We start from the raw sequence: 3823 nt of genomic DNA, 5'->3' as shown, positions 1-3823 counted from the left end.
CCGGGAACGCCTCATACAACTCCCGGCCCATCCCCACCCGCTGCGCACCCTGCCCCGAGAACAGGAACGCCATCCGGCCCTCACCCGCGGTACCGCTCACGACATGAGGGGTCGGCTCGCCGTCCGCCAACGCGGCCAGCGCGGCGACGAGTTCGGCACGGTCACGGCCCCGGACGACGGCCCGGTGCTCGAACGCGGTGCGTGTGGTGGCGAGCGCCGAGGCGATCTCCATGGCATCGACCTCGGGCGCGGACCTGACAACGTCCAGCAGGCGGGCGGCCTGGGAACGCAGGGCGTCGGCACCTCGACCGGACAGAACCCACGGGATCACCGGCAGCCCGGCAGGCTCCGTCGGCTCGACGCTCTCAGCAGGTGCTTCTTCCAGGATGATGTGGGCGTTGGTACCGCTCAGACCGAACGACGACACACCCGCACGACGCGCTCGCCCCACCTCAGGCCACGGCCGCCGCCCGGTCAGCAGCGCCACCCCACCCGACGACCAGTCCACTTGCGACGACGGCTCATCCGCATGCAACGTCGCCGGCAGCACACCGTGCCGCAACGCCTCAACCATCTTGATCACACCGGCCACACCCGCAGCCGCCTGCGTGTGACCCAGATTCGACTTCACCGACCCCAGCCACAACGGCCGGTCAACCTCACGCCCCTGCCCGTACGTGGCCAGCAACGCCTGCGCCTCGATCGGATCACCCAGCCTGGTCCCCGTACCGTGCGCCTCCACCACGTCCACCTCGGACGCCGACACACCCGCCCCCGCCAACGCCGCACGAATCACCCGCTGCTGAGCCGGACCATTCGGCGCCGTCAGCCCGTTGGACGCACCATCCTGATTGACCGCCGAACCACGCACCACCGCAAGAACCCGATGACCATTACGGCGCGCGTCCGACAACCGCTCCACCAACAAAACACCCGCACCCTCACCCCACCCCGTACCGTCCGCACCCTCACCGAACGCCTTGCACCGACCGTCACCCGCCAGACCCCCCTGACGACTGAACTCCACGAACGCACCCGGCGTCGACATCACCGTCACACCACCGGCCAGCGCCAGGTCGCACTCCCCCGACCGAAGCGACTGCACCGCCAGATGCAGGGCGACCAGCGAGGAGGAACAGGCGGTGTCGACCGTCACCGCCGGACCCTCCAGGCCCAGCGCGTACGACACCCGGCCCGAGGCCACACTCGCCGCGTTCCCCGTGCCCACGTAACCGCCGAAGTCGCCCTCCGACACACTCAGCAACGCCGGATAGTCCTGACCGTTCGTCCCCGCGAACACACCGACCCGCGAACCCCGCAACGACCCAGGATCAACACCCGCCCGCTCCACGGCCTGCCACGACGCCTCCAACAGCAACCGCTGCTGCGGATCCATCGCCAACGCCTCACGTGGCGACACCCCGAAGAACTCCGCGTCAAAACCACCGACACCGTCGAGGAAGCCGCCTCGCGCGGTGTGGCTGGCGTAGGGATTGTCGGGATCCGGGGCGAAGAGGAGGTCCAGGTTCCAGCCACGGTCGGTGGGGAAGTCACCGATGCCGTCCCGGCCGTCGGCCAACATCGCCCACAGATCCTCCGGGGACTCCACACCACCGGGGAAACGGCACGCCATACCGACGATCGCCACCGGCTCGTCCACCACCGACACAGCCGCCGCCACATCCGACACCACCGCAGCGGCACCGTCCGCACCGAACAACTCCCCGTACAGGAACTCGGCCAGCGCCCGCGGAGTCGGATGATCGAACACCACCGTCGCAGGAAGAGCCACACCCACAACAACCGCCAGGACGTTGCGCAACTCCACCGCGATCAACGAATCCACACCCAGATCACGGAACGCCCGCTCAGCACCCACCTGTCCGGGACCGGCGTAGCCGAGTGCCGCGGCGGCCCGGGCGCGGACCTCGGTGAGCAGTTCGCGCCGTCGGGCCTCGGGGGTGAGGCCGGCCAGCCGGGCCCGCAGTCCGGTAGTGGCCGTGGCGGCGGACTCGGGAGCTGCCGGAGCGTGGTAGACCTCGGCGAGCAGCGGGCTGGGGCGGACGGCGGTGAAGGCGGGACCGAAGCGCTCCCAGTCGATGTCGGCGACAAGGACCGCGGCCGGACCGTCCGTGGCGCAGGCCTCCAGAGCGTCGAGCGCCCGATCGGGGTCTAGGAGGCCGACGCCGCCGCGTTGCTGGCGGGTCTCGGCGTCGGCGTCGGCTGCCATGCCGCCGCCCGCCCACGGGCCCCACGCGATCGACGTGGCGGGCAGACCCTCGCCCCGGCGCCGTTCGGCGAGAGCGTCCAGGAGGGCGTTGGCGGCGGCGTAGTTGGCCTGTCCGGCGGAGCCGACGGTGCCGGCGAAGGAGGAGAACAGGACGAAGGCGGAGAGGTCACGGTCCCGGGTCAGCTCGTCCAGGTTCCGTGCCCCGGCCGCCTTCGCCGCGAAGACGGTACGCAGCGCACGCGGGGTGAGCCCGTCGAGGACCCCGTCCTGCAGTACTCCGGCCGTGTGGACGACGGCGTCCACCGGGTGGGCGTCGAGCAGTGCTCGCAGCGCCTCACTGTCGGTCAGGTCGAGTGCCGCGAAGGTGACTTGGGCACCGAGGTCGCGGAGTTCGGTGTGCAGGGCGTCGGCGCCGGGGGCCTGGGCGCCGGCGCGGCTCACCAGGAGCAGGTGGCCGGCCCCGTGCCGGGCCGCCCAGCGGGCCACCCGGGCACCGAGAGCACCGGTGCCGCCGGTCACCAGGACCGTTCCGGCGGGCCGCCAGGCCGCCTGGGGTTGCGGCGGTGCGGGAACGAGGCGGCGGCCGAGGAGTCCGCCGGCACGGACGGCGGCCTGGTCCTCGCGCGGACCGCCCGCCGCGCCGTCGGCGAGCAGGCTGACGAGGCGGGTGGCGGACCGCCGGTCAAGCGTGTGCGGCAGGTCGATCAGGCCGCCCCAGCGGTCGGGGTGCTCCAGAGCGGCGACCCGGCCGAGGCCCCAGACGGCGGCCTGGTCCGGGTCCGGCGCCGAATCGCCCGCCGTGGCGGTGACGGCTCCACGGGTGAGCGTCCAGAGGGGGGCTGTGACACCGGCGTCACCGAGGGCCTGTACGAGCACGGCGGTGGAGGCAACGACGTCGGGCACGTCCTTGCCCTCTCCCCCACTCAGCGCGAGCAGGGAGATGACGCCGGCGAACGGGGCGTCGCCGGCCGTGGCGACGATGCGCCGGGCGAACTCGGCACGGGCGTCGCGATGGTGGTGGTCGACCGTGACCAGTTCGACGCCCGCGTCGAGCAGGGCGGCCGTCAGCGCGCCGTCCCATCCGTCGTCGCCGTGCAGGGAGAGGGGACGCAGGACGAGCCAGCGCCCGGACAGTCGGGCCGCCTCGGGCAGGCCGACGACAGGGCGCCAGACGGCACGGTGGTACGGCCCGGAGACGGCGACGGCCGAGCCGTCCTCCGCGTAGGAGCGCTCCAACCAGTAACGGTCGCGCCGGAAGGCGTAGGTGGGCAGTTCGACCGGGCGGGCCCCGGGGAAGAAGGCGGACCAGTCCACGGCCGCACCACCCAGATGCAGGCGCGCGAGGGCCGTCACCAGGGTCCGGCTCTCCGTGTCGTCCTTGCGGAGCAGCGGGACGAACAGCCCGTCTGCCAGGCAGTTCTGGGCGAGGGCGGTGAGGGTGCCGTCGGGGCCGATCTCCAGGAAACGGGTCACACCCTCGGCGTTCAGGGCGCTCACACCGTCGGCGAACCGGACCGCCTCACGGACATGCCGCACCCAGTACTCGGCCGACGTCAGGTCACCATCGACGGCGAGGCGTCCGGTCACGTTCGA

The 3823-nt window shown here is 72.4% G+C and carries 1 protein-coding gene; it reads right to left on the bottom strand.

Translation table 11 applies throughout. The annotated features are described in order from the left end of the window. A partial coding sequence (locus ACFU53_RS47195; RefSeq protein ID WP_384006590.1) for an SDR family NAD(P)-dependent oxidoreductase occupies positions 1–3823 on the bottom strand: 3823 nt, incomplete at both ends.

The organism is Streptomyces sp. NPDC057474, assembly GCF_042802555.1.
GTDB lineage: Bacteria > Actinomycetota > Actinomycetes > Streptomycetales > Streptomycetaceae > Streptomyces.
Note: the sequence above shows the minus strand (reverse complement) of the source record. Positions and strands in the feature narration are given on the sequence as shown.